This is a genomic window from Leucobacter sp. PH1c (assembly GCF_000633415.1).
GTDB lineage: Bacteria > Actinomycetota > Actinomycetes > Actinomycetales > Microbacteriaceae > Leucobacter.
The window spans coordinates 17925-44244 of sequence record NZ_AYMV01000024.1 but is presented as its reverse complement, the minus strand read 5'-3'; the positions used below and the strand labels follow the sequence as shown (position 1 = coordinate 44244).

At 71.0% G+C, this 26320-nt stretch carries 24 protein-coding genes; 4 read left to right on the top strand and 20 right to left on the bottom strand.

Features of this window, described 5'->3' with window-relative positions; genetic code table 11:
• Positions 1-12: 12 nt before the first annotated feature.
• Genes U874_RS0108985 through U874_RS0108970 form a run of 4 tightly spaced genes read right to left on the bottom strand, consistent with a single transcriptional unit; the run spans position 13 to position 3783 of the window.
• Positions 13-861, bottom strand: a complete 849-nt coding sequence (locus U874_RS0108985; protein WP_025134210.1) for a metal ABC transporter permease — start codon at positions 859-861, stop codon at positions 13-15.
• Entirely contained in the window at positions 858-1814 is a 957-nt protein-coding gene (locus U874_RS0108980) for a metal ABC transporter permease (RefSeq protein ID WP_025134209.1), read from the bottom strand. The genes U874_RS0108985 and U874_RS0108980 overlap by 4 nt, the downstream gene beginning before the upstream one ends.
• Positions 1814-2599 (bottom strand): metal ABC transporter ATP-binding protein, encoded by a 786-nt coding sequence (locus U874_RS0108975; RefSeq protein WP_025134208.1) that lies wholly within the window; start codon positions 2597-2599, stop codon positions 1814-1816. Before U874_RS0108975 ends, U874_RS0108980 begins: the two co-directional genes overlap by 1 nt.
• Positions 2596-3783 (bottom strand): metal ABC transporter substrate-binding protein, encoded by a 1188-nt coding sequence (locus tag U874_RS0108970; RefSeq protein WP_025134207.1) that lies wholly within the window; start codon positions 3781-3783, stop codon positions 2596-2598. The genes U874_RS0108975 and U874_RS0108970 overlap by 4 nt, the downstream gene beginning before the upstream one ends.
• A 182-nt stretch (positions 3784-3965) precedes the next feature.
• On the opposite strand from U874_RS0108970, the gene U874_RS0108965 reads away from it, so the two are divergent.
• Both U874_RS0108965 and U874_RS0108960 read left to right on the top strand, forming a co-directional pair.
• Positions 3966-4481 (top strand): hypothetical protein, encoded by a 516-nt coding sequence (locus U874_RS0108965; protein WP_157834244.1) that lies wholly within the window; start codon positions 3966-3968, stop codon positions 4479-4481.
• 9 nt (positions 4482-4490) lie between these two features.
• On the top strand, positions 4491-5888 hold the full coding sequence (locus U874_RS0108960; RefSeq protein ID WP_025134205.1) for an amidase: 1398 nt from the start codon (positions 4491-4493) through the stop codon (positions 5886-5888).
• Between the two features lie 41 nt (positions 5889-5929).
• On the opposite strand, the gene U874_RS0108955 is transcribed toward U874_RS0108960, so the two are convergent.
• The 16 genes from U874_RS0108955 to U874_RS0108880 all read right to left on the bottom strand — a co-directional run bounded on the left by U874_RS0108955 (position 5930) and on the right by U874_RS0108880 (position 23964).
• Positions 5930-6730: an SDR family oxidoreductase gene (locus tag U874_RS0108955; protein ID WP_025134204.1), complete on the bottom strand. Its 801-nt coding sequence runs from the start codon at positions 6728-6730 to the stop codon at positions 5930-5932.
• 67 nt (positions 6731-6797) lie between these two features.
• Positions 6798-7799, bottom strand: a complete 1002-nt coding sequence (locus U874_RS0108950; protein ID WP_025134203.1) for a Gfo/Idh/MocA family protein — start codon at positions 7797-7799, stop codon at positions 6798-6800.
• A complete protein-coding gene (locus tag U874_RS0108945) occupies positions 7796-8665 on the bottom strand; it encodes a sugar phosphate isomerase/epimerase (protein WP_025134202.1) in 870 nt (289 codons plus the stop codon). Before U874_RS0108945 ends, U874_RS0108950 begins: the two co-directional genes overlap by 4 nt.
• Before the next feature lie 95 nt (positions 8666-8760).
• On the bottom strand, positions 8761-9984 hold the full coding sequence (locus U874_RS0108940) for a Gfo/Idh/MocA family protein (protein WP_025134201.1): 1224 nt from the start codon (positions 9982-9984) through the stop codon (positions 8761-8763).
• A 107-nt stretch (positions 9985-10091) separates the two neighbouring features.
• Complete coding sequence (locus tag U874_RS0108935) at positions 10092-11369, bottom strand: MFS transporter (RefSeq protein ID WP_025134200.1); 1278 nt, start codon at positions 11367-11369, stop codon at positions 10092-10094.
• Positions 11370-11469: 100 nt separating this feature from the next.
• The gene (locus U874_RS0108930) at positions 11470-12381 is read right to left on the bottom strand and encodes an ATP-binding cassette domain-containing protein (protein WP_025134199.1); all 912 of its coding nucleotides are present in this window, start codon (positions 12379-12381) and stop codon (positions 11470-11472) included.
• A complete protein-coding gene (locus tag U874_RS0108925; protein WP_029988071.1) occupies positions 12378-13424 on the bottom strand; it encodes an ABC transporter permease in 1047 nt (348 codons plus the stop codon). The genes U874_RS0108930 and U874_RS0108925 overlap by 4 nt, the downstream gene beginning before the upstream one ends.
• Positions 13425-13446: 22 nt before the next feature.
• A complete protein-coding gene (locus U874_RS0108920) occupies positions 13447-14442 on the bottom strand; it encodes a sugar ABC transporter substrate-binding protein (protein ID WP_025134195.1) in 996 nt (331 codons plus the stop codon).
• A 79-nt stretch (positions 14443-14521) separates the two neighbouring features.
• Positions 14522-15463, bottom strand: coding sequence for an NAD(P)-dependent oxidoreductase (locus U874_RS0108915; RefSeq protein WP_025134194.1), 942 nt, complete (start codon positions 15461-15463; stop codon positions 14522-14524).
• Complete coding sequence (locus U874_RS0108910) at positions 15460-16269, bottom strand: HpcH/HpaI aldolase/citrate lyase family protein (RefSeq protein WP_051582861.1); 810 nt, start codon at positions 16267-16269, stop codon at positions 15460-15462. The genes U874_RS0108915 and U874_RS0108910 overlap by 4 nt, the downstream gene beginning before the upstream one ends.
• Complete coding sequence (iolD, locus tag U874_RS0108905; RefSeq protein WP_232755900.1) at positions 16266-18167, bottom strand: 3D-(3,5/4)-trihydroxycyclohexane-1,2-dione acylhydrolase (decyclizing); 1902 nt, start codon at positions 18165-18167, stop codon at positions 16266-16268. Before iolD ends, U874_RS0108910 begins: the two co-directional genes overlap by 4 nt.
• Positions 18168-18282: 115 nt before the next feature.
• A complete protein-coding gene (locus tag U874_RS0108900) occupies positions 18283-19713 on the bottom strand; it encodes an aldehyde dehydrogenase family protein (RefSeq protein WP_025134191.1) in 1431 nt (476 codons plus the stop codon).
• Positions 19714-19858: 145 nt separating this feature from the next.
• Positions 19859-20899, bottom strand: coding sequence for a LacI family DNA-binding transcriptional regulator (locus U874_RS0108895; RefSeq protein ID WP_025134190.1), 1041 nt, complete (start codon positions 20897-20899; stop codon positions 19859-19861).
• A gap of 42 nt (positions 20900-20941) precedes the next feature.
• On the bottom strand, positions 20942-21688 hold the full coding sequence (locus U874_RS0108890) for a TIM barrel protein (protein ID WP_232755899.1): 747 nt from the start codon (positions 21686-21688) through the stop codon (positions 20942-20944).
• Between the two features lie 43 nt (positions 21689-21731).
• A complete protein-coding gene (gene iolG, locus U874_RS0108885; protein WP_025134188.1) occupies positions 21732-22739 on the bottom strand; it encodes an inositol 2-dehydrogenase in 1008 nt (335 codons plus the stop codon).
• Positions 22740-22980: 241 nt separating this feature from the next.
• Positions 22981-23964, bottom strand: coding sequence for a LacI family DNA-binding transcriptional regulator (locus tag U874_RS0108880; protein WP_025134187.1), 984 nt, complete (start codon positions 23962-23964; stop codon positions 22981-22983).
• A 133-nt stretch (positions 23965-24097) separates the two neighbouring features.
• Between U874_RS0108880 and U874_RS0108875 the strand changes: the two genes are divergently transcribed.
• Together U874_RS0108875 and U874_RS0108870 are read left to right on the top strand one after the other, a co-directional pair.
• Entirely contained in the window at positions 24098-25300 is a 1203-nt protein-coding gene (locus U874_RS0108875) for a Gfo/Idh/MocA family protein (RefSeq protein ID WP_025134186.1), read from the top strand.
• 3 nt (positions 25301-25303) lie between these two features.
• Entirely contained in the window at positions 25304-26311 is a 1008-nt protein-coding gene (locus U874_RS0108870; protein WP_025134185.1) for a sugar phosphate isomerase/epimerase, read from the top strand.
• Positions 26312-26320 lie beyond the last annotated feature (9 nt).

Sequence of the window (26320 nt, the reverse complement as noted above, 5' to 3'; positions counted from 1 at the left end):
TCTCCGTTCCGGTCACGCCCCCACCGTAGCGAACTTCCCGCCCGCGCGGTCGGCGCGGCGCCGCCGGGCGGAGCCGGAGCGGCGGATCCCGCGCACCATGACGGCGAGGAGGAAGAGCGCGGTGATCGTGAGGCCGACGGCCCCGCCCGCAGCGATCCCGAGCTCCCGGGAGAGCCACAGACCGCCGAGGCCGCCCGCGACCCCGATCGCGGAGGCGAGCGGTGGGATCCACGTGATCCGGTCGGTGAGCGCCTGCGCGGCGGCCGCGGGGCCGATGATCACGGCGACGCCGAGGATCGCGCCAACGGCGGGCATCGCGACGACAACCGACGCCGCGATCACGCCGGTGACGGCGAGCTCGATGGGCCAGGCGCGGAACCCCGCCGCCGTAAAGCCGACGGGGTCGAAGGTGTGGAAGAGGATCCGGCGCCCCGTGAGCGCGAGGGCCGCGAGCACCGCGACGAGCACGGCCGAGGTGGCGATCACATCGCTCGGGGCGACGCTGAGCGGGGAGCCGACGAGGAGCGCCTCGACCGGGATCCCGAGCCCCGGGTTCAGGCTCGCGAGGAGCGTGCCGAGCGCGAAGCCGAAGGAGAGCACGACGCCGCTCGTGACCTGCCTGCCCTGCCCCGGGATCCGCCCGAGGAGGGTCATGAGGAGCACGAGGAGCAGCGCGAAGAGCGCCTGGCCGAGGAGGAGGTTCCAGCCGGCGATCGCGAACACGACGCCGCCCGGGAAGGTCGCGTGGCTCAGCGCGACCGCGAAGAAGGAGCGGCGGCGCAGCACGACGAGCGTGCCCGCGAGCCCGGAGAGAAGGCCGAGGAGCACGAGCTCGACCGCGGCGAGGGCGAAGTAGCTCATGCGCGCACCGCCCGGTCCTGCTCGCGCCCGGCGGGCTGGGCGGTCTCGCGCGGGATCCGCCGCGCCGCCGCCCGGCTCCGGGCCAGGCGCACGAGCGCGGCGATGCCGTAGCCGCCCACGAGGAGGAGCACGACGAGCGCGCCGGGCGACACCGTCGCGCCGGCCCCCACCGACCACTCGAACGACAGCCAAAGCCCCGCGACCCCGGCGACCAGGGGCACGAGGATCGCGAGCGGGATCAGCAGCGCGAAGCCGCGGGTGATGAGGCGAGCGGTCGCCATGGGGATCATGAGGAGCGCGAGCACCATGAGCACGCCGAGCGCCTGCACGCCGGCGACGACGAGGAGCGCGACGGCGACGCCGAGCGCGATGTCCGCGGCGAGGGGCCGGAAGCCCGCGGCCTCCGCGCCCGCGGCGTCGAAGGCGCGGAAGAGCTGCGCGCGCCACGTGAGCACCACGACCGCGATCGCGGCGAGCGCCACCACGAGGATCTGCGCGAGCTGGGCTTCGGTGACCGTGAGCAGCCGGCCGAAGAGCAGTTCCTGCAGCTGGGAGACGTAGCCCTCCTGGCGCGAGACGAGCACGATGCCGAGGCTGAAGAGCCCCGTGAGCACGACGGCGATCGCCGCATCGGCGCTCACGCCTCCGCGGTGCTCGAGCACCGTGAAGAGCACCGCGGCGAGCACCGCCGCGACGACGGCGCCGGGGAGCACGCCGGCTGTGCCGCCGAGCGCTGCGCCGATGACGAGGCCGGGGAACACCGCGTGCACGAGGCCGTCGCTCACGAACTCGAGCTCGCGGAAGCTGATGAAGAGGCCCACGATGCCCGCGGCGACGGCGAGGATCACGACCGTGACGAGCGCGCGCCACATGAAGGGCAGCGCGAAGACCTCGACGGGGCTGTGCGCGAGGAAACCCGGGGCCAGGAGGCCCGGCGCGAGGAGCGTCTCCATCACTCCCCGGTCTCCCGCGTCGTCGTGACGGTGTGGTGGTCGAGCTCGACGGTCGCGTCGTGGAAGGCGTGCTGCACGGCGTCGAGGGTGAGCGCCTCCGCGAGCGGGCCGTAGCCCGCGGGGTGGCCCGGCTGGTTCGGCTCGTGGCCGCTCGCGAGCAGCAGCACGTGCGAGCAGGCCTCGCGGGCGATCTCGAGGTCGTGCGTCGAGACGATGATCGTGCGGCCCTCTGCGCGGAGCTCGGCGACGAGGGCGAGCAGCACCTCGCGGTTCTCGCGGTCGAGGCCGTTGAAGGGCTCGTCGAGGAGCAGCAGGCGCGGATCCGAGACGAGGGCCCGCGCCAGGATCCCGCGCTGCTGCTGCCCGCCCGAGAGCTCGCCGAAGCGGCGCTGCGCGAAGTCGGCGAGGCCGACGCGGGCGAGCGCCTCGCTCACGGCGGCCCGGCCCGCGGAGCCGATCGGGCGGAGGGCGCCGCGCGAGCGGTAGAGCCCCATCGTGACGACCTGGCGGAGCGTCACGGGAAGCGTCGTGTCGCGGGTGTCCGCCTGCGGCAGCGAGCCAACGCTGCGCCGCGCGCGGTCCGGGGTGGTGCCGAGCACTCGGGCGGATCCGGCCGTGCGCTCGGCGAGGCCCAGGATCCCGCGCAGCAGCGTCGACTTGCCCGATCCGTTCGGGCCGATCAGCGCGAGCGCGGCGCCCTCGGGGAGTTCGAGCGTGAGCCCTTCCACGCGAGTGGTGCCCGCGTACCCGAACGCGGCCTGGTCGAGGGCGAGCGCGGCGGTCATGACTGCAGCGTACTGGGCAGCGGGGCCGCCTCCGCGCCCCACGCCTCCAGGATCACCCGCGTGTTGTGCACGGTCGCCGTGAGATAGGTGTCCGCGCCGCTACCGGGCGCCCCGAGCGAGTCGGCGTAGAGCGACTCCGCGTCGACCACGGTGACCCCCGCTTCCTTCGCGATCGTGCGGGCGAGCTTCGGGCTCATCGAGGACTCGACGAACACGGCGGGCACACCGAGCTCGGTGATGCGGGCCACGAGCGCGTCGATGTCGGCGGCGCTCGGCTCGGCGTTGTCCTCGAAGCTCGGCAGGATCGACCCGGCGAAGCCGATGTCGTAGTTGTGCAGGTAGTAGCGGAGCGAGTCGTGCCCCGTGACGAGCACCCGCTCGGCCGCCGGCACGGCCGCGAACTGGGCGGCGGCCCACACGTCGAGCGCGTCGAGCTGCTCGCCGTACGCGGCGCTGCGGCTCTGGTAGTCGGCGGCGTGCGCCGAGTCGATCCGGGCGAGCTCCTCGCCGATGTGGGCGGCCATGTCCGCGGCGTAGCGCGGGGAGGTCCACAGGTGCGGGTTCGTGGGGCCGTGATCGTGGTCGTGCTCGGCGGCGCTCTCGCCCGCGTGGTCGTGGTCCGCGTGGTCGTGGTCCGCGTGATCCTCGGCGCCGTGGGCATCGCCCTCGCTCGCGTGGTCGTGGTCCGCGTGCTCCTCGTCCGCGTGATCGTGGTCGGCATCGGCCGCCGCGGCCTCCCCCGCCGCCTCCGCCTCACCCTCGGCCGTGATCGCGGTCGCCTCATCGAGGTCGATCCCGTCGCTCGCCGTGATGACCTCGCCCGTGAACCCGGACGCGTCGATGGCGTCGTCGATGAACGTCTCGAGCCCCGCGCCGTTCACGATGAGCACGTCCGCCTCGCTGAGCGCGAGGAGGTCCGCGGGCGTCGGGTCGAAGTGGTGCGCCGAGCCGCCCGGGGCGAGCAGCCCGGTGAGCGCGATGTCGTCGCCGCCGATCTCGCGTGCGAAGTCGGTGAGCTGCGTGGTGGTCGCGACGACGCGGAGCGCGTCCCCGTCGGCGCCCGCGCTGCCGCCGTGCTCGGCGGAACAGCCGGTGAGGGCCAGCGCGGCGACTGCGGCGAGCGCGGCGCCTGAGCGCAGGAGGTGCTGGGGTGCGCGGCGAGCGCCGCGGGAGTGAAGCGTCATGAGGATCTTTCTAAATGAGAACGGCTATCACTATAACGCCTGGTGAGAACCATTCGCAACAGCGCGCGGGTCGGTGGGACCTGGAGTGCGACGCGGCGGGACCGTGCGCGCCGGGCGGCAGCGCGCTGGGGCCTGACGCCTAGGTACCCGGGAGCACGGCCCCGCCGCCCTATGCTGAACGCATGAGCTCCCAGCGTCGCGTCGCCCCCGCCCTGGTCATGGCCGCCGCGATCGCGGGGGCCGCGGCGCTCGCCGCGCTGTTCCCCCTCTTCGCGAGCGGCAGCTGGTCGGCGCAGCCCGACGAGTGGGAGACCGCGCGCGAGCACCTCATCGAGCAGCAGCTCGGCGACACCGACCCCGCCCCGGCGGTGCCCGAGTCGATCACACTCCTCGACCGCACCCCCGACGGCGGCTTCTTCTACGTCGCGGAGACCGCCGACGGCGTCCTGCAGGCCGGCATCGTCGACCGCGACGGCGGCGGTGTGATCTGCGCGAACGTCGCGGCGAGCGACCCCGAGATGCACTGCGGCAGCTGGAGCGCCGGCGACGCATGGCACTACGCGCTCTGGGTGCAGCGCACGCCCGGCGTCGACCACGAGTACCGCCACAAGCTGCGCTTCTTCGCCTCCGAGGCCGAGGCCGACGCGTACTGGGCCACGACCCTCGCCCCCGGCGCCCCGGCATCACCCCGCGCGTAGGGTGGAGGGGTGAGCTTCCCCGCACCCGATCTGCCCGTCTCCGCCCTCGCGCTCCGCGCCGCGCTGCGCACGGGCGAGCTCTCGGCCCGGGAGGCTACGACCGCCGTCCTCGCCCGGATCGACGCGAGCGCGGCGCTCGGGGCGTTCGTGTCGGTGGCCGCCGAGCAGGCGCTCGCCGAGGCGTCCGCCGCTGACGAACGGTTCGCGCGCACCCCGCGGGACGAACGGGAGGCGCTCCCCCGCCTGCACGGGATGCCGCTCGCGCACAAGGACCTCACGGACGTCGCGGGGCACCCCACAACGCACGGCAGCGCCGCGCTCCCGGTGAGCCCGGCCCGGCAGGACAGCCCTGGCGTCGCCGTGCTCCGAACAGCGGGCGCGCTCGCGCTCGGCAAGACGCAGGTGCCCGAGTTCGGCCTCACCGGCTACTCGGAGAACCGCATCGCGCCCCCGGCGCGCAACCCGCGTGATCCCGAGCGCACGGCGGGCGGCTCCTCGGGCGGCTCGGCCGCCGCGGTGGCGGCGGGGATCCTCCCGGTCGCGCCCGGCAGCGACGGGGGCGGCTCGATCCGGATCCCGGCCCTCGCCTGCGGCCTGATCGGCCTGAAACCCGGGCTCGGCGCCGTCGCGAGCGATCTCGCGCGGGGCCCGCTCGATGAGTTCGGCGCACCCCGGCTCACCGTGAGCGGCCCGCTCGCGCGCACCGCCGCCGACGCGGCCCTCCTCTTCGACGCGCTCCGCGGGGCGCCGGGCGAGCCCGCCGTAGCCGCCGTGGCGCGGGCGGCCGAGCTGCGGGGCCTGCGCATCGGCGTCTCGGCCGCGTCCCCCTTCGAGTCGGCGCACCCCGTCCCACTCGCCCCCGAGGCGCGAAGTGCGCACACGCGCGCCGCCGAGCTCCTGGCCGGCCTCGGCCACCGCGTCGAGGAGGCCGAGATTCGCTACGACCCGCGCTATCCGCACGCCTTCGGCACGGGGTGGACGGCGGGCCTCTCGCTGCTCAAGCTCCCCCGCGGCGCGGACGAGCGGCTCATGCCGCTCACCCGCCTCTTCCGCGACCGGGCGCTCGCGCGTGCGCACGAGGAACACCTGAGCGCGGGGCGGCGCCTGCGCGCGTTCGCCGCGGACGCGCGGGAGCAGTGGGGCGCCTACGACGCCGTGCTCACACCGGGCCTCGCCATGCTCCCGCCCCGCATCGGCGCGTTCACCGAGCTCCACCCGGACGACGACTACCGCCTGCAGTGCGAGTGGGCGCCCTTCACCTCGATGGTCAACGTCGCGGGCCTCCCGGCGATCGCGATCCCGATCCTCCGAACGCCCGCCGGGCACTCGTTCGGCGTGCAGCTGATCGGGCGCGCGGGCTCGGAGGAGACCCTGCTGCAGATTGCGGAGCAGCTCACGGCGAGCTGAGCGGGAGCGCAGGCATGGGCGCGGGATCGCGAGCAGCGCAGCTACTGATCGTAGGCGCCGGGAACGTTCTGATCCCAGTCGATGATTGATCCGGTGACCACGCCGCTGCGTTCGCTGAGCAGAAACACCACGGCGTCAGCGATTTCGTCCGGCTGTCCGAGCTTGCCCATCGGCTGCGCGGCCTCCGCGGCGGCGAGCCAGTCGTCGGCCGCCCCGTGGAACGTCTTCTGGGTGACCGCTTCCCCCGGGGTCGCGGTCCAGCCGATGTTGAGCCCGTTGATTCGGATCCGGTCGAAGCGGTGGGCGAACGCCGCGTTCTTTGTGAGGCCGGCGAGCCCGGCCTTCGAGGCGGTGTATGGCGCAAGGTACGGCTGACCACCGTGCATCGACATGCTGATGATGTTGAGGATCGTGCCGGGCGCCCCGCGCTCGCGCATGTCGGCCACCGCGCCCTGCATCGTCATGAACGGCACGACGAGGTTGAGGGTGAGGTGCTCCTGCAGCAGTTCCCGGCTCGTATCGAGCAGGGTGCCGCGGCTCGTGGCCCCGGCGGCGTTCACGAGGCTGTCGATGCGACCGAAGCGGTCGATGGTCTCGGCGACGGCGCGCTCCGCCTCGCCCGGCTCGGACAGGTCGGCGATGATCGCCGCGGCTTCGAACCCCGGCGTCGCCGCGCCCGCACCGCGGATCGCAGCGAGCGCCGCCTCCGCCTTGGCCGCGTTCCGGCCAACGATCGCGACCCCGACGGCCCCCTCTCTCGCCGCGGCCTCGGCGATCGCCAGGCCGAGGCCCTGCGTCCCACCGGTCACGAGAAGTGTCTTCTGGTTCAGCAGTTGCTGCATTGCGGTGCTCCTTTGCGTCGGGGGGGGTGAGGTGCGGCCGCGCGAGTCCGCGGCTTGGGTCTGGGTCCTAGGCCAGGCGTCCCGGGCGCAACGGGAATCCGCTCTGTTCGAGAATGGCGTCGATCAGCGCCATGGTGCGGCGAGAGCGCTCAAGCTCGGTGGCGGATCGCTCACCCGAGCGCAGCGCCGCGCGGATGCGACGAAGCTGGTGCGCGTACGAGGACTCGGTGCCCGTGCACTCCTCGCGCGCGACCCCATCAGCGGTGACGAGCAGGCGGTCGTCCTCCTGCGGCTTCACGAAGTTGGGGGCGGTCACCTCGCCTCGGTCGCCGATCACCCGGAGGCTGAAGTCCCACGCGGGACTCTCCATGCTCACGCTGAGCGACGCGGACGCGGTGCCGACGCTGAGCTCCGCGGCCACCGCGGCGTCCAGCCGCGGGTCCGGGTCGTAGCCCACTCCCGCCGCCGAAACGAGCGTTACGGGCAGCCCCAGCGCGTCACCCAGTGCGAGCAGCGCGTGAACCGCGTAGCACCCGAGGTCCATCATGGCGCCGCCGGCGAGATCAAAGCTCCAGCGCGGATCGGCCGCAGCGGGGGACGGCATCAGCATTGCGACGCGCACCTCGCGCAGCTCGCCGATCTCCCCCGAGCGCACGATGTCGAGGAGCCGGGTCGTGAGCGGATGGTCCGCGTAGTGGAACGCCTCCCAGGCCCAGCCCGGCGCACGCTCGAGCTCGGCGGCGACCGCATCAAACTCGGCGAGGTTCGCCGCGAACGGCTTCTCAACGAGCACCGAGCGACCGGCACGCAGCGCGCGCACCGTCCATTCAGCGTGCAGCCCGTTCGGCAGACCGATGTACAGCAGGTCGATGGACTCGTCGGCGATCAGCGCCTCGTAGTCATCATGGATCCCGTCGAAGCCGTGCGCGGCCGCATACGCGCGGGCGCGCTCCGGGTCGCGCGCTGCGACGGCCGCACGGGTGTCTCCCGTGTCGTGGCTCGCCGCGGTGATCGCGAGCTCCGCGATCCGCGAGGCGCCGAGGAGCCCGATCCGCAGCGGGGCGCTCACGGCGCGACCGCCGCACGGATGAACTCGATGCTGCGCCTGGCGTTCTCAAGCGCCCGCACCGCGTCGGCCTCTGACTCGATCACCGTGTCCTGCTCGATCACGTACCAGCCGTCGTAGCCCGCGCCACGGAGGGCCGCCACGATCTCCGCGATTCGCGCGTCTCCCTCGCCGAGCGCACAGTACATGCCCTGCTGCACCCCGTCACGGTAGCTGAGTTCGCCTGTTCTGACCCGGGCGGCTACCGCGAGGCTCACATCCTTGAGGTGCGCGTGGACGATGCGGTCGGCGTGATCGTCTACGAGTTGCAGGGGATCGCCCCCACCGAGGGTGAAGTGCCCCGCATCGAGGCAGAGACCGATCCGCGACCCGGCGATGACGCGCTCGACCGCGGCGGGAGCCTCGACCACCGTGCCGAGGTGCGGGTGGAGCGTCGCCACCACCCCCACGGCAGCCGCGGCGTCAAGCGCGCGGTCGAGGTTGGCGAGCAGCGTGCCCCACTCGGCCTCGCTGAGCTCGCCCACGCCGTCGTAGCCGTCGCGACCGGTCACTGCCGAAAGGACGAGAGTGTCTGCGCCCGCGGCGACGTACGCTTCGAGCTCGCGCTCGATCGCGGGCAGCGGGTCCCGCGCCGCGTCATGCAGCACGATCGGGAAGAAGCCGCCGACGGCCCGCAGCCCGGCACTGGCGAGCACGTGCGCCCGTTCAGCCGGGGCGTCGGGGAGGAAGCCCCCCGGCCCAAACTCGGTGGCGCTGACTCCCAGACCGGTCATCTCGGAGAGGACGCGCTCACGGTCGAGCTGCACCCCCCAGTGTGGAACCTCGATGACGCCCCAGCTGATAGGTGCGGCGGCGATTCGTGCGGTCATGGTGGCTCCTTCTGAATGCTGGTATGGAGTGTCTGAGGTGTTGGTGATCTGGGCCCGAGACCGGGCCTGGGTCCGAACTCGGAACCGCAGGACGGCTAGTCGCGCGTCGCAGCGGTGGTGCCCGTCAGCGAGGCACTGGGCTCCCAGCCACGGCCGGCTGCCGAGCGCTCAGCGGCGGAGATGACCTGCGCCGCTGAGAGTGCGTCCTGGATGTTTGAATTGCGCAGCTCGCGGCCGAGCACCGCTTGCACGAACTTCTTCGCCTCGATGACCTTGAGGTCGTCGTACCCCATCGAAGTCCCGGCACCGGGCTGGAACCGGCCGAAGTCCCCCATTCCGGGGTACGCCATGACCCGGGTGTAGCCGGGGTACTCGGTGTCGCGGCCGCCGGCGACGTGTAGTTCGTTGAGACGCTCGAAATCCCAGCGCGCCGAACCCGCCGTGCCATAGACCTCGATCCCATAGCTCGCGCGGGGCCCCACGGCCACCCGCGATGCCTCGAGGGTGCCGACCGCTCCCGCCGCGACCGCACCGTCGGCGAGCCGCACGAGCATGCCGGCGTAGTCCTCGTTTTCGACGGGCTTCATCTCGCCATCCTCGACCACAGCGAAGTGGGTTCCCGTGCCCATCGGCAGCTCCGGGCGTTCCGTGTAGACCGTGGAGGTGACCGCGTTCACCTCGGCGATGGGGCCCAGGGTGTACTGCACGAGATCGACCAGGTGGCCCATGAGGTCGCCCAGCACGCCGGAGCCCGCGAGGCCGCGCACGAAGCGCCAGGAGAGTGCGCCGCGAGGGTCAGCCGAGTAGTCCGCGAACATCTGGCCGCGCACGTTGGTGATGCGGCCCAGCGTGCCGTCGGCGACCAATTCGCGCAGGTACTCGATGGCGGGAGCGTGGCGGTAGTTGAACCCGATCGACGAGACGACGCCGGCCTCGGCCGCTGCCTCAGCGACGGCGCGGGTCTCGGCCTCGCCGCGGCCGACCGGCTTCTCGATCCAGAAGTGCTTGCCGGCTCTCGCCGCGGCGATCCCGATCTCGGCGTGCAAGAAGTTCGGGGCGCAGATCGACACGACGTCGACCTCCGGGTCGTCGAGCACCGCCTGGTAGTCGGCCGAGGCACGCTCGTACCCGAGCACCGAGACCGCTTCCTCCGCGCGCGCCTGAACCGGGTCGGCGGCGTGCACCAGCCTGGGGCGCACGCGCAGGTCCGGGTAGGCGTAGCGCAGGTTCGCGTAGGCGCGGCTGTGGAGCTGCCCCATCCAGCCGACGCTGATGAGCCCGACGCCGATCTCTACGGTGCCGTCTTCGGTGGTCTGCATGCTGCTTCGCTTTCGCTCGGGGTGCCTGGCACGGTGCCACGCCGGCGATGGTCGCGCGACGCTGGATATGGACCGGTCCAAAGTGTATGAACGCGGGCCCACCACTGTCAACCTCGGGGCTCGATTCTCGGTGATCGCGTGGCCCCCGACTCACCGCGCGGGCCGGGGCTGCGCAGCGCAATGAAGCACACGGCCCCGATCGCGACGAGCACGAGCGCGGCACCCGGCACCGCGGCGGCGCCACTGAGCGCGAGCGCTGCACCGCCGATGAGCGACCCGAGAAAACTCCCGAGGTTCGCCGCCCCGGACGGCAGCGCGGCGGCGAGGCGGGGCCACCGCGGGAGCTCTCGGAGGAACAAGACCTGGACAGCAGGACTTCCGCCACCGAGCATCGCCCCGACGAACGTCACACCGAGCGCCGCGCCCACGGCTCCGAGACCGGGCACGAGCATGATGCCGGCCCCGAGCGCGCCGGTTGCGGCCGCCCCGATGAACGCGGCGCGCGGCCAGCGGTCGGCGCTCCAACCGGCAACCAGATTGCCCAGGTTCATCCCCAGGCCGAACGTGAGCATCGCGAGCGGTGGCGTGAGCATCGCGAGCGGTGGCGTGAGCCAGCCACCCACCCCCTGCGCCCACGCCGTGACCGGGGCCACGAAGGTCACGATTGCGAAGCCGCCGCCCGCCACCGCGATCGCCGCGAGGACGAGCGCGATGAGGCGCCCGGTGAGGTTCGCTCCCCCGGGCGCGACGGTGCCGGTCGGGGCCGTCGGCGGCTGGCGCAGCAGCAGCGCCAGCAATGGCACCGCGAAGAACACCGCGCACCCGGCAAGCACAAGCCGCCAGTCGAGCGCGGCGCCGAGGGCCGTCAGCGCCGGTACACCCAGCAAGTTCGCTGCGGCGAGTCCGCCGTGGATGAGCGCCGAGCCGCGCCCGTAGCTGCGACCACCGAGCAGGTGCGCTGCGGCGAGTGCCGCGACACCGATGTAGCTCGCGTGGGTGAGCGCCGCAAGGAAGCGCAGCACGAGGGCGCTGCCGAGCGTGGGCGCGAGGGCCGTGGCGATCGTCCACACGAGCATGCTGCCCGCGCACGCGATCAGCGTCCCTCGCTCGCTCAAGCGGCGCAGCAGCGCCGGCGTGACGACCATGCCCACAACGACGCCGAGCGCGTACGCCGAGGCGAGCCCGCCGCTCGCTGCGAGCGCAGCATCTGGGCGTGTCGCCGCCAGTGCGGGGAGGAGATCCTCCGCGATCTGCGGAAGCAGGCCCATGACGAGAAACTCGCTGACCCCGATTCCGAATCCCCCGCAGGCGAGCGCGGCGATGAGCGCCCACGGTCGCGGCAGGCGCGGGAGCCGCCGCCCCCGACGATGATCCTGCTCGTGCATTGCGACCCCTCTCCCCGCTGACGCGGCCGGTCGTGGTGGGAGCGGGACACACAACAGGGGGCGTCCCGCACTGCGGCGACGCCCCCTCTCGCGGGTACGCCTAGAGCTCTTCCGGCGGCACGACGCGCACCGCTTCCGTGACGGACACCCGGCCCACGCCAGCGGCGGAATCATCCTGGATCTCGTCGCGGATCGCGCGCACTGTGTCAGTGCTCGTGCCCACCTGGCGCAGCTCGTGCACCAGCTGCTCCAGCTCGGCACCGCCCGCCATCAGCCCAGTCAGCTCCTCGAGCGTGATGTCTTCCTTCTCGTGGTAGCCGATGCTCTGGCCGCGCTTGAGCAGGAGAAAGCGGTCGCCCACCGGGTACGCGTGGTGCGGGTTGTGAGTAATGAAGACCACGCCAAGCCCCCGGTCCCGTGCCTGGATGATGTAGCGGAGCACCACACCCGACTGCTTCACGCCGAGCGCCGCGGTCGGCTCATCGAGGATGAGCACCTTCGCGCCGAAGTAGACCGCGCGCGCGATCGCCACGCACTGCCGTTCTCCGCCGGAGAGCGTCCCGATGGGCTGGTCGACGTCGCGCAAGTCGATGCCCATGTCGAGCAGCTCCTTCTTCGCCGTCGATCGCATGAACTCGATGTCGAGGCGCTTGAACGGCCCCCACCCCTTTGTTTGCTCGGAGCCGAGGAAGAAGTTGCGCCACACCGGCATGAGCGGTGCCACGGCGAGGTCCTGGTAGACCGTGGCGATTCCACGATTGAGCGCTTCGCGCGGCGATCCGAGCTTCACCGGCTCACCCTCGATCAGAAACTCCCCGCCGGTGTGCTGATGCAGGCCGGCGATGATCTTGATGAGCGTCGACTTCCCGGCACCGTTGTCGCCGAGCACGCACATCACCTCGCCCGCACTGACCTTCAGACTCACGTCGCGCAGCGCGATGATGTTGCCGTAACGCTTCTCGGCATCGCGCAGCTCAACGAGCGGCGTGGCCGGTGCTGTTGTGGCGTTCACTTTTTCCCTCCCTGCGCTGCGCGGCGCTGCAGCGTGAAGTTGAGCACGGTCGCCCCCAGGAGCATCGCCCCGAGGAAGAACTTGAGCCAGTCCGGGTTCCACTCGGCGTACACGACGCCCTTGAGCGCCATCCCGTAGATCAGCGCGCCGATCGCGCCGCCGATCGCGCTGCCATAGCCGCCGGTCATGAGGCAGCCGCCCACGACGGCCGCAATGATGTAGAGGAACTCGTTGCCGATGCCCTCACCCGATTGCACCGTCTTGAATGCAAACAGCTGATGCATGCCGAGCAGCCAGGCGCAGAAGCTCACGCCCATGTAGAGCCCGATCTTGGTGCGCACGACGGGCACACCTACCGCGCGCGCCGCGTCGGGGGCGCCGCCGCTCGCAAAGATCCAGTTGCCGATGCGGGTGCGCTTGAGCACCCAGGTCGCGATTGCCACGAGCAGGATCCAGTAGAAGACCGTGATCTTCACCTTCACCCCGAAGATCGGGATGTCCGAGGCGAACACGGCGGCGGCTGATTCGAAGCCGGGCCAGTTCGCGACGGACGGCGCGGCGACCCCGCCCGTGATCAATCGCGTCACACCCAGGTTGAGGCCGGTCAACATGAAGAAGGTGGCCAGGGTGATGATGAAGCTTGAGAGTTTGGTTTTCGTCAACAGCCAGCCGTTGAGCAGGCCCACCAGGAGCGAGAACACCAGGCCGATGATCGCCCCCACCCAGACGTTGCCGCCGAACCAGTACATGAACAGGGACGATGACAGCGCCGCCGAGATGACGCCGACACCGGCCGACAGGTCGACCTCGCCGCCGATCATCAACAGGGATACACCCACCGCCATGATCCCGACGGTGGAGGCACCGTAGAGGATCGTGGCGATCGAATCGGGCCGGGTGAACTGCGGCGCGACCACCGCGAACATAACCGCGAGGGCGAGTGCCGCCGCGCTGGCTCCGGCTTCGGGCTTCGAGAAGAAGCGCGTGAAGAAATTGCCGGTGGCGATGCGCTCGTCGAACTTCGGCGCTGTGGCTGTAGACATAGGTTTCAACTCTCTTGCAGCATTACTTGAACTGCGCGGCAACGCTCTCGGCGTTGGCGGCGTTCACCACTGCGGGTCCGGTGAGCACTGCCTGGCCGCCGCCGAGGACGTAGCCGCCCTCAGAGAAGAGGCGAACCGCCTCAACCGACTGGTAGCCCTGCATGAACGGCTGCTGGTCGATGCCGAAGAGCATGGTGCCGTCCTTGATCGCCTCGTACACATCCGGGTTCAGGTCGGTCGTGGCGAGCGTCGCGCTGCTGCCGGCGTCGGTGATGGCGTCGACCGCGGTCATCGCGAACGGGGCGCCGAGCGTCAGCACCGCGTCGATGTCCTTATTGGTCTGGAGCTTCGACGTGATGGTGGACGCAACGTTCGTCATGTCCGTGCCCTGGACGTACAGCACCTCCGAGCTGCCCTCGAACGTGTCGGCGAGGCCCTCACAGCGCGCTTCGAGGCCGACATGGCCCTGCTCCTGGATCACGCAGATCGCCTTCGTCTTCCCGGCCTCGTTGAACTGCTCTCCCGCGGCCTGGCCAGCGATGAACTCGTTCTGCCCGAAGTGCGCGAGCACACCCATGTCCTTGAAGTCGTTCTCACCGGCGTTGATGCTGAACACCGGGATGCCCGCCTCGGTGGCCTTCTTGACCTCACCGGACATCGCGTCTGCCTTCGCCAGCGTGACCACGATGCCGTCAACTCCCTGGTCCACGGCCTGCTGCACCAGCTGGGCCTGGCGGGCGCCGTCCGGGTCGGAAGTGTAGAGCAGGTTGATGTTGTTCAGTTCCGCCGCGTTCTCAGCACCGGCGCGGATCGTGTCCCAGAACGTGTCGCCCGGTGCCGCGTGAGTGATCAGCGCGACCTTGAGCTCCTCGGTCTTGGCGCCACCGGACTCGCCGTCGCCGCTCGCTGCACCGCCGGCTCCCGCCGGACTGCCACAGGCGGCGAGCAGCAGTGCGCCCGTCGCCGCGAGGCCCGCAAGCCCGAACTTCGCCATACGGCTCTTCCGTGATTTCAACATAGTCTCACTCCATCGTGTTATTGAACTAATGTCGTTACAAAGCTGTTCGCTTGGTGTAACAGTACCGCAACTTCCCCCGTCAGGCACCCATTCGGGTAAAAGTTGGATAACGACCGCCGAGCGTCTCGGCCACCGCCTCCGCCGCCATTCGGAACGTCTCGCGCATCGCGCCCTCTGAGAGTCCGCTCGTGTGGGGGCTCAGCAGCACCCGAGGGTCGCCGGCGAGCGGATGGCTCGCGACGGGCTCGTGCGCAAACACGTCGAGCCCAACGCCCGCGAGCACCCCGGCTGCGAGCGCAGCGCTGATCGTCTCCGTCGACACGAGGTCGGCTCGCGCGCAATTGACGAGCACAAGCCCCGGGCGAGCTCGCCGGAGCAGTTCGATCGGGAGGAGTTCCCCGCCGCCACCCGGAAGATGGAGCGTGAGCGCATCGGCGCGACGCACCGCGTCATCGAGCGCAACGTTCTCGTACTCCTCCGACCGCACAAACGGATCGTGCACCAGTACCTGCATCCCGAACGCAGCGCCGAAGCCCGCAACGATGCGACCGATTCGCCCGAAGCCCAGCACCGCGAGCGTGCGGCCGAACAGGTCGCCCGGCGTGGGGACAGGATCCCGCCCCCAGCCGCCACCGCCCACGAACGCATGCGACTCGGGCACCCGCTTCACGAGCGCCGTGAGGAGCGCGAACGCCCCCTCGGCGACCGCGCGGCTGTTGCTCCCGGGGGTGACCGCGACCTCGATCCCGCGCTCGGCGGCCGCGGCGACGTCCACACGTTCCACTCCGACGCCCGTGCGCGCAAGGATCCGCAACAGCGGCATGCGGTCGAGAAGCTCCGCGTCGACATCGAACGCCGCGCGCACAATCGCGCCCTCTGCGACAGCGAAGTCACTGGCCGCGGGGTCCGCCACAAACACGGTCCCCGGCGGCAGGTGCGGTGTCACGAGCGCCGGGTCAACGGGCCCGAGCCCGATGACGACCGGCGGGTGGACCCGAGCGGCGCCTCCCGTGGCGCTCACCGGCGCACCCCGAGACCGTCCGGAATCGCCCCGCGAACCGTCGCCGCGAGCAGGGTCGCGTCCGATCCGACCGCGAGGAAGCCGAAACCACGCTCACGATAGCGCTCGATGCCGGCCCGGTCGTTCGCGAGGATCCCGGCGACCTTGCCGGCGTCGCGGCACGCGGCCAACACCGCGTCGAGCGCCGCTTCGAAGCGCGGGTGATCGAACTGGCGCGGCACATCGAGCGCGTAGCTGAGGTCCTGGGGGCCCACAAAGAGCACGTCAACGCCCGGGGTCGCCGCGATCGCGGTCACGTCGTCGACCGCTTCACGCGTCTCGATCTGCACGATCCCGACTGATTGTTCGTTCGCGCGATCCAGGGCCCCGGTGTCAAGCGTCCAGCGCGCGGCGCGGTTGTAGCTCGCAACGCCACGGTCACCCGCCGGCGGGTAGAGCTGGTGACGGCGCGCCTCGGCAGCCTCCGCCGCGCTTGAGATGCGCGGGAACATCAGACCGGCGGCCCCGGCATCGAGGGCCCGGCCGATCCTGATGCGCTCGGGCTGCTCCACGCGCACGAGGGTCGCGGTACCGTAGGCCCCGGCCGCCGCCACGATGGCACCAAGCTGCGCTTCGCTGCCACCCCCGTGCTCCAGGTCGACGAGCACCCAGTCGAGCCCGGCTGCCGCACATACCTCCGCCGCCGCGACGGAGCCGAGGCCGATGAACGTGCCGATCGTCGCCTCGCCCGCGAGGAATCGTGCGCGCAGCGCACGTCCGGGAGCGAGCGGCCCGGGCGCCGGGGTGGTCGGGGTCGCGCCGCTCATCCGTGCCACCGCTGCTGAGCGCGCCCGACGCTGTACTCCACGAGCTTCTCGGAGGTATCGACGCGTGCGGACACCTCGGCAGGCGAGACATCCCACCAGACCTCTGAGGACGGCAGGTCGGCGTGCGGGATCGTGGGCACCACGATGACCACGGGGCCACCCGCGTCGCGCGTCTCATCGAGTGCGGCGCGCACCTCCGCAGCGGTGGTCGGCCGCCGCACCAGCGCACCGAGTCCCGCGGCGATCTGCCCAAGATCGATCCGCAGGTAATCGCCGTCCAGACCGCCCGCGCTCCCGGCGGCGAGGCCGGTTGGCGCCTCGCCGTCGCGGTAGCGGAACTCGTTGCCGAAGTGCTCGCCGGTGCGCCACATCTGCAGGCGCCGAATCACCTGGTATCCGTGATTCTCAGAGATCACCACCGTGAACGGGATGCCCTCCTGCGCGGCCGTGACGATCTCGGTCGGCATCATCACGAACGTCCCGTCGCCGATGAACGCGGTCACCCGATGGCTCGGGTCCGGATCCGCGAGTCGCGTCCCCATCGCCGCGGGCAGCTCGTAGCCCATGCATGAGAACCCGAACTCGAGGTGCGCGTGGCGCCCGTCTGTCGCGTCCCACACCTTCTGCAGATCACCGGGTGGGCCGCCCGCGGCGGCGACGATGGTGTCGCCCCGGCGCGCGTGCTCCTGCATGAGCCCAATCAGCTGGCCCTGGGTCAGCACGGCGTCGGTGACCGGGAGCTCCGGCTGCGTCTCGCGCGGGAACCGAGTGTCGGGATCGAGCGCGGCGGCGCGCACCGGCAGCCAGGCCGCGCGGGCGGCCGCCACCTCCTCGGCCCACTCGGCCGGCACACGATAGTCGCCGAGCTCGGCGGCGAGCGCCGTGAGCGCGAGCTGCGCGTCCGCGAGCACCGCAGTGGCCCCCTGCTTCACCGCGTCGTGCTCCACCACGTTGATCGACGCGAAACGCACCGCGGGGTTCGTGAAGAGCGATTGGGAGGCGGTGGCGAAGTCAGTGAGCCGGGTGCCGATGTGAACGATCAAGTCCGCGCGCTCGGCGAGCCGGTTCGTCGTCGGCGCGCCCTCGAGGCCCACGCCGAACACGCTCCACGGCCCGTCCTCCGTCACCGCGCCCTTCCCGGCGAACGTTTCGCTGATCGGAATCAGCGTCTGCCGCCCGAGCGCGGTGAGCTGCTCCTGCGCGTCGGCGTAGATCACCCCGCCACCGGCGATCACCAGCGGCCGCTGCGCTGCCAGGATCAGCGCGGCGACCCCCGCGAGTTCGTCGGCGGCCGGCACGCGGCGCCGGATCACCCAGTCCCGCGGTTCGAAGAGCTCTGCCGGGAAGTCGTAGGCGTGCGATTGCACATCCTGCGGCAGCGCGAGCACGACCGCTCCCGTCTCCTCCGGGTTCGCGAGCACCCGGAACGCCTGCGGCAGCGCCGTCAGTAGCTGCTCGGGGCGGGTGATCCGGTCGAAGAACCGGGAGACCGGCCTGAACGCATCGTTCGCGGTGACATCGGGGGTGCCGGGCAGGTCGAGCTGCTGCAGCACGGGGCCCTGACGGCGCGTCGCGTAGGTATCGCCGAGCAGCAGCAGCAGCGGGAGCCGGTTCACCGTCGCCAGCGCCGCCGCGGTCACGAGGTTCGTCGCGCCGGGGCCCACAGATGCGGTCACCGCGAGGGTGCGTCGGCGGCGCGAAGCCTTCGCGAAACCCGTCGCCATATGCCCGAGGGCCTGCTCGTTGCGGCCCTGCACGAATGGCAGGGTGTCGGCGTGCTCGGCGAGCGCCTGCCCGAGCCCGGCAACGTTGCCGTGACCGAAAATGCCGAGTGCCGCCGGGACGAATCGCTCCCGCGTCGCGTCGGCGACCGAGTACTGCGCGGCGATGTACCGCACGATTGCCTGCCCAACGGTGAGCCTGACGGTACTGCCTGAGGTTCCCAGAACCATGATCGATACGCTCCCTTGCGTGTTCGGTTGTTATCTCGCGGATGACGCGCGCTTCGCGGCCTCAGCTGTGCAGCACGACGGTCTTGACCTCGCTCATCTCCTCGACCGCTGAGCGCACACCCTCCTTGCCGTAGCCGCTCGCCTTCACACCGCCGTAGGGCATCAGGTCGGCACGCCAGAGCGGGGTCCAGCCCAGGTGGATGCTGCCGGCGTCGATCTCACGCATAGCGCGGATTCCCTCGGCCAGCGTTCCTCCGAACACTCCGGCCGCTAGACCGTACGGCGTGCCGTTCGCGGCCGCGAGCGCCGCGTCGAAGTCGGCCACCCGCGTCACAGCCACGGCTGGGCCGAACAACTCGTCCTGCGCGATCGCCTGTCGGGTGTCGACCCCGGTCACGATGGCGGGCGACACGAACGCACCGTCGCGCTCGCCGCCCGTGAGGAGCTGCGCCCCCTCGGCGACGGCCCGCGCGATACTCGCAGCGACGCGCTCGGCCTCGCGCTCGGAGATGAGCGGACCGAGCGTGGTGCCCTCGGCCATCGGGTCGCCCATGCGGAGCGCCTCGACTCGCGGGCGGAGCGCGGCAAGGAAGTCGGCCTCGATGTCGCGGTGCACAATCACGCGCTGCACCGAGATGCACACCTGCCCGCCGTTGGCGTAGCCGCCGGCTGCCACGGCGGCCGCGGCCTGCTCGATGTCTGCGCCGGGCAGCACGAGCGTCGGCGACGAGGCACCCAGCTCGAGCGAGAGCTTCGTGATCCCGGCGCGCGCCACGATGCGCTCCCCCACCGCGGTGGAGCCGGTAAACGACACCTTCCGCACGCGCGGGTCGGCGACGAGCGCGTCGCCGAGCGCGCCTCCCGGGCCGGTGATGACCGAGATCACCCCCTCGGGGATGCCCGCCTCCACGCAGATCGCTGCGAGGGCGAGGGCGGTGAGCGGGGTCGCGCTCGCCGGCTTCAGAATGACCGCGTTGCCGGCGGCCAGGGCCGGGCCAACCTTATGGAGCACCAGCAACGCGGGGTAGTTGAACGGGGTGATGGCGACGACGATGCCCACGGGCTGGCGCAGCGTGAAACCAATCTTGTCGTGTCCGGTTCCCGGGTTCGCGTCGAGCGGCAGGCTATCGCCGTACAGTTGCGTCCCCTCGTGCGCGGCGAGCCGCAGGATCGCGCCAGAGCGACGCGCCTCGCCGAGCGCCTCAGCGAGCGGCTTGCCGTTCTCGGCCGAGATAAGCGCGGCGAGCTCCTCCGCGCGGGCATCGGCGAGATCCGCGGCGCGATTGAGAATTGCGGCGCGCTCGTGACCGGGAGTGCGGCGCCAGCGCGCGGCGCCCCGCTCGGCCGCCGCGAGAGCGAGTTCCACGTCAGCGACGGTGGCCTCGGCGACGTCGCCGACCACGCTGCCGTCAAACGGGGAGCGAATCTGACTGCGGACCCCGTCAGCGCTCTCGCGCCACTCGCCGCCGATCATCAGGCCGAACTTCTTCATTCGACGCCTCCGTTTCACATTTTGGACCGGTCCAAATCATAGACACAGGCGCCCAAGGAGGTCAACCCCGAGCGGGGTCAGGTTCGCGGAGGCCGGGTTCCACCGGGCAGCTCCTGGCCGGTGAGGGCGGCGCGGGCAGTCAGATCTAGGCGGCGGGCACCGACGACGCCCGCACCACGAGCCGCGGTGGAATCAGCACCTCGCCCGCCGGACGCGGTCTGCCGGCGAGGAGCGCCTCAGCTGCCTCGCGCCCGATGCGGCGGTTGTCCGGGTCGACACTCGTCAGGGAGATTCGCGGGATCGCGGCGAGGCTCGTGTCGTCGTATCCGGTCACTCGACAGTCGCCCGGCACGAACACGCTGGCCGACTCGAGCGCCGTGATCACGCCTATCGCGGTGAGGTCATTCACCGCGACGATCGCCTCGGGAAGCCGCTGCTCGGTGAGCATCCGCTTGACGGCGCGGCGCGCGCCGGCCTCCGTGAAATCGGCGCGCTCAACCCAGCCGCTGCCGAGCCCGTGACGGACCAGCGCTGCCCGGAACGCGGCCTCGCGCGACGCCGACACGGTGCCGCCGTCGCCGCCGATGAACGCGATCCGCCGCAGCCCCTGCTCGGCGAGGTGCGCGACGACGAGGTCGAGCCCGGCCAGATCGTCGGTGCGCACGGTCGCGACGACATCCGCTGTCGCATCGATCGCACTCGCCACGACGGTGGGCATCGCAGCGGTAAGCTCGGCCAGCTCGGCGAACTCTGGGATAGTGCCGACGGTGATGAGGCCAGACGGGCGCAGATCGCGAAGCACATCGAGGTTGTCGCGATCCAGCATCGTTCCGCCCGCGCCGTCGTCGACCTGCGCGCTCACGATCATCGTGCGCTTCCCCGCCTCGGCAAGCCGCGCTTTCGCGGCACCCACGATCTCGGCGAAGAGCGGGTTGTGCAGGTTCGAGACGAGGATCGCGACGATGTCGCGGCGCCCGGAGGACAGCGACTGGGCGACGAGGTTGGGCCGGTATCCGAGCTGCGCGGCCGCGGCTTCAACGCGCCGCCGCCGCTCCTCACTCACGTTCTCGGCGCCATTGAACACGAGCGACACGAGCGACTTCGATACCCCCGCGACGCGAGCGACGTCTCGAATCGTTGGCGGGCGGGAGGTCGCACTCGGCGTGACTGCAGCCTGATCCGACATTGCTCCTCCTTACGCCCGTCTCATCTTACGGTGCGCCGGAGTTCAGTCGGCGAAGGCCGCTGCGAACGCGTCGAGCGCGGCCTCGGGATCTCCGCTCGCCCACGCCTCCATGCCGATCACGCCCGTGTACCCGAGCTCGCGGAGCACCGCAGCGACCGCCTCGTAGCGAATCTCCCCGGTACCGGGCTCGCAGCGCCCAGGCACGTCGGCGACCTGAATCTCACCGATCCACGGCAGTGCCTCGCGTACCAGGGCGATCAGGTTTCCCTCGCCGATCTGTGCGTGGTAGAGATCGAGATTGAGCCGCAGGCTCGGGTGGTCCACCCCGCGCACGAGCGCGAGGGTGTCTGCCGCCCGTGCGAACGGAGTTCCCGGGTGATCCACGGCAAGGTTGAGGTTCTCGAGCACGAAAGTGCGCCCGGCTGCCGCGCCGAGATCGGCGAGCTCTCGCAGCGTCGCTGCAGCGCGAATCCAGTCCTCGCCGCTCACGGATTCACGCGGGATCACCGGGATCCCGCCCTCCCCCAAGCCGGTGCCGTGCAGGTTGAGGCGCGGCACGTCGATGATCTCGGCGGCGCGCAGCGACTCGCGCGCCGTCGCCAGCAGCGCGGCCCGCCCGGCGTCGCTCGTGAGGTCGCCGCGCAGGTAGCCCGTCATCGACGAGAACTCGGCGCCGGTTGCCGCGAGCGCCGGAAGGTCTTTCGTACTCCAGTCCCAGATCTCCACCAGGAAGCCGCGCTCGTGAATACGGCGCACGCGCTCCGCAATGGGCAGATCGGTGAACAGCATCTCCGCACAGGCAGCGAGTCGGTACCCCATGAGCGGCACCCGCCTACAGCTCGACCTTGACGACAACGCCTTCGGTGGCGGAGCGCTGTGCCGCATCGGCGAGGACCAGGGCCGCACGGCCATCCTCGAACGTCGGACTGGTCGACGCCTCGCCCCGCACGAGCTTCACGAACTCGCGCAGCTCGGCCGAATACGCCTCGGCATAGCGCTCGAGGAAGAACTCGGGGTAGGCAGGTCGCGCCTCCACCGCGGCGGCCGTGGACAGCGTCACCGTGTTGGTCTGCACGTTGCCGACCTGCAGCAGGCCCTGCGTTCCGAACGCCTCGATGCGCTGGTCGTAACCGACCGCGCTGTGTCGGGAGTTGACGATCGTGATCACCCCGCCAGATGCCGTGGTGAGCGTCGTCACCGCGGTGTCGAAATCTCCATGCTCGCGAGCACCGGGATCAAATGCGCGCGTTCCAGTCGCACTCACCGAGACGATGTCGGGGGCAAAGAAGCGCGCCATGTCGAAATCGTGGATGGTCATGTCACGGAAGATCCCACCCGAGACACCGATGTACGCGGCCGGCGGGGCCGCCGGGTCGCGGCTGATGATGATGAGCTGCTCGAGCGCGCCGATCTCGCCGGCGGCGACGCGCGCCTGGGCGGCGGCATGGTTTGGATCAAACCGACGATTGAAGCCAAGCGCCACGGGCACACCGCTCTCGGCCACCAGGGGGCGCAACGCGTCCACGCGCGCAATGTCCAGGTCGATCGGCTTCTCGCACAGCACGGGCAGCCCGGCCCGGACCGATGCCTCGATCAGGTCAACGTGGGTCGGGGTGGGCGAGGCGATGAGCACGGCGTCGATCTGCCCCGAGGCGATGAGCTCCTCGGGGCTCGCGGTCACAGCGCCCCCGAAGCGCTCCGCGACGCTGCGAGCACCGTCAATGAACGGGTCGGCCACCCAGGCGAGTTCCGCCTCTGGCGCGGCAGCGATGCTGGCGGCGTGGACTTGGCCAATGCGGCCGGTCCCGATCAGTCCGAAGCGAACAGGGTTCTGCGTCATTGCGGGTCCTCGTGATCTCTGGGTCGACGGTTCGCGTCCCAACGGCGATGCGGGCGACGGGCGCGACCGGCACATCGACTTCGATATTTGTCAGGACATTATGCTCTAAAGTACACGAGAATCACCCCAGCACCGAGCCTCCCGGACGAGTTTTTCGCCGGCTCAGCGGGTGACGGGTCCGCGCAGGGCGGCACAGCGACCGTGCGCACTCAGTTCCGGGGGCGCCACCCGCGCCGCGGGCTCAGCGCCGTGCGGTCGAGCGGCGCTGCACCAGGCTGGGCGGCACAAGCGTCGCCGGCGCGGCCTGACCACCCCCCAGGAGGGCGAGCAGCTCGCGCCCGGCGACCTCGCCGAGTTCGCGAGGGTCCCCGCTCACCGAGGTCAGCGAGACGAGTTCGTACGCCGCGAGCGGGGAGTTGTCGTAACCGACCACCGAGAGATCGCGCGGCACGACGAACCCGCGCTGCGCTGCGACCCCGATCACACCCAGCGCCATCGGGTCATTGACTGCGAACACCGCACTGGGCCGCTCTGCCTCCCCGAGCAGCGCTGCCGCGGCGTGGCCGGCGGCAGACTCGCTCGTGTGCGCGGCACGAACGATCCGCGGCGTCAGCCCGCGCTCGCGCATCTCCTCCGCGTACCCGGCCTCGCGCGCCGCTGCCGAGGCGCCGGGCGCACTCACGCAGGCAATGTCGGAGTGCCCCAGCTCTGCGAGGTGCGCGGTGGCGAGCCGACCACCGGCGAGCTCATCACTGGCGACGATGGGGATCCCCGGCACCTCGACCGCGCGAGTGCCGAGCACCACAACCGGGACGCCGAGCCGTGTCAGTGCCGCGGCGGACGCCTCTCCCGCGAGGATCACCCCGTCGACGCGCAACGCGCGGAACGCCTCGAGCGGGTCGAGATCGAGGTGCGAGTTGAGCTCTGCGTCGGCGACACTGAGGCTGTAGCGCTCGTCCGCGAGCGCGGCCCGAAGCCCGGCGAGCACCGGCGCGAACCACAGGTTTTCAAACTCGTCGATCACGACGCCAACGCTGCGGGTGCGCGATCCCGCGAGGCCCGCCGCGAGGCGACTCGGGGTGTATCCGAGTGCCTCGACTGCGCTCAGCACTGCCTCACGCTTATCGGGGCTCACCCGCGGCGAGTCCTGCAGCACAAGCGACACGAGCGACTTCGAGACACCCGCGCGCGCTGCCACGTCGTAGATGGTGGGGCGCTTGCCCATCGCTTCCTCCGCTCGGTCTCGTCCCGCGCTTACGCGCTCACGCCATATTGACAGATCAATGTTTCGTCATTAACTTTACCCGTATTGGAGCGCTCCAACAGTGGCACGCTTCACCCATCGCAAAGGAGCTCCCGTGTCATCTTCGCTCGGCGTTGCCGTCATCGGCGCAGGAATGGCTGGCAAGGCGCACGCCGCCGCCTACCGCGCGGCCACCACGTTGTACCACCCCGTCCTCCCCGAGATCCACCTCGTCTCAATCGCCGATGCGTACGAGCCTCTCGCGCGCGAGACCGCGGCTCGCTACGGGTTCTCGCGCTTCGACACCGACTGGCGCGCGGTCGCCGCAGACCCCACGATCGACATCGTCAGCGTCGTCGTCGCGAACTCGCTGCACCGCGAGATCGTCGAGGGCCTCCTCGCCGCGGGCAAGCACGTGCTGTGCGAGAAGCCGCTCAGCGACTCACTCGAGGACGCGCGCGCGATGGCCACAGCGGCGGGTGCCGCGGCCGAGCGCGGCCTCATCGCCCGGGTCGGCTTCAGCTACCTCCGCGCCCCGGGCATTGAGTTCATCCGCACGCTCGTCGACGACGGCCGCCTCGGCGAACTGCTCCACTTCTCGGGGCGCTACTGGACCGACTACGGCTGCCGGCCCGACGCGCCGATTAGTTGGCGCTACCAGGGCCCCGCGGGATCCGGTGCGCTGGGTGACGTGGGCAGCCACCTGAGCTACCTGGCCGAGTACCTGTGCGGCCCGGTTGCCGAAGTCTCAGGTGGGCGCTTCCACACCTCGATCACCGAGCGACCCAAGCCGCTCGGGCAGGTCGTCGGCCACACCCGCGGCAACGTCAGCGAGGAGCGCGCGCCCGTCACCAACGACGACTACGCCACGTTCAACGCGAGCTTTGCCCGTTGCGTCGGCACCCTCGAGGTGTCGCGCGTCGCGGCCGGGCACCCGAACAGCCTCACGCTCGAGGTGTTCGGCTCACGCGGCGCAGCCCGCTGGTCGCAGACGAACCCGGCACAGGTGCAGGTCATGCTCCACGACGAACAGGACGATCTCGCGGGGTATCGCACGGTTGCGCTCGGCCCGGCCCACCCGCACTACGCCGGCGGCTGGGCAATGGACGCCCCGGGCGTAGGGATCGGCCAGAACGACCTGTTCGTGCACCAGGCGCGGGCGTTCATCGAGGAGGTCGCCGGGATCCCGACTGCGGAGTCGCTGCCGCGCTGCCGCAGTTTCGCCGACGGGGTGCACAACATCGAGTTCCTCGCAGCCGTTGCCCAGTCCGCCGCCCAGGGCGGCGCCACCGTCCCCGTCACCCACCAGGAGCTCTGAACCATGAAACTCGGCGTCTACAACGCGATCCTGCACGACCGCACACTCCCCGAAGCAATCGAGGTGGTCGCGCAGCTCGGCCTCACGGGCCTCGAGCTGAACACCGGCGGCTTCCTTCCTGCCACACACCTTCCGACGCTCGACGAGGTGCTCGAGTCGGACTCTGCTCGCGACGATTTCCTCGGCCAGTTCGAGGGGACCGGGGTGCAGATCGCTGGGCTCAACTGCAACGGGAATCCGCTCCACCCGAAGCCGGTCATCGGAGACGCACACGCCGCCGACGTACGGCGCTCGATCCGGCTCGCCGAGCGCCTCGGGCAGAACCGGGTGGTCACCATGTCAGGTCTCCCGGGCGGGGAGCCCGGCGCGACCGTGGTCAACTGGGTGGTCAACGCTTGGAACTCTGCGGCACTCGACGTGCTCGACTACCAGTGGGACATCGCGGCGCGGTTCTGGCGCGAGACCGATCGCTTCGCCGCAGAACACGGCGTGAAGGTCGCACTCGAACTCCACCCGCAGAACCTTGTGTTCAACTCCGCAGACGTGCACCAGCTGATCGACCGCACCGGCGCAACCCACGTCGGCGTCGAGCTCGACGCGTCACACCTGTTCTGGCAGCAGATGGACCCCGTCGCAGTCGTGCGCCACCTCGGCGACCTCGTGTTCCACGCTGCGGCGAAGGACGTGCGGATCAACCCCGAGTGGGCGCGCCTGAACGGGGTACTCGACAACTCGTTCCGTCGCCTCGACTCCACCGAACCCCGCACCAACCTGGGAGGCGACGAGTGGGCGAACGAGTGGCCCCAGAACTCTGCCTGGGACTTCGTCGCCCTCGGCCGTGGCCATGACACCGCGTTCTGGACGGAGTTCCTCCGCGCCCTGCGCGACGTCGACCCGAACATGTGGGTGAACATCGAGCACGAGGACGTGTCGCTCGGCAGGATCGAGGGACTCGAGGTCGCCGCAGACGTGCTCACGCGGGCGAACGCCGCGCTGACGAACCCGGCGTAGCCCCCGAGC